The organism is Vibrio sp. 10N.222.55.C6, assembly GCF_041473395.1.
GTDB lineage: Bacteria > Pseudomonadota > Gammaproteobacteria > Enterobacterales > Vibrionaceae > Vibrio > Vibrio crassostreae_C.
Window position 1 is genome coordinate 1 of sequence record NZ_JBFRSD010001248.1, and the last position, 336, is coordinate 336.

Consider the following 336-nt stretch of genomic DNA (forward strand, 5'->3'; position numbering starts at 1 on the left):
GTGTTTGGCAGCGTAGAGTTAGCAACAGTCTTCATTATTCAGTTCCTTTTCCCGCCAGCGAACCAGCGGGGTTTTATTATTTGATAAAGCGTTTGAGTGTTTAGCAGTCTTAGAATCTATCTGTGACCAAATTACGAACCGTAGCCCAGTACCAATTCAGGTAGGAACAAGCTCAGCTCAGGGATAAAAGTAACGGCCATTAGGGCTGCAATAAGTGCGGCATAGAATGGCAATAAAGGCTTGATGACTTTATCGATGGCAATGTTGGCAACCGAACAACCGATGAACAGAGCACTGCCTACTGGCGGTGTACAGATACCGATAGCAAGGTTGAAG

General features: G+C 45.5%; 1 protein-coding gene. It reads right to left on the reverse strand.

The window, feature by feature from the left end:
* Positions 1-131: 131 nt before the first annotated feature.
* Positions 132-336: TRAP transporter large permease subunit (locus AB4486_RS28400; RefSeq protein ID WP_372120175.1), on the reverse strand; the 205-nt coding region annotated here is incomplete at its 5' end.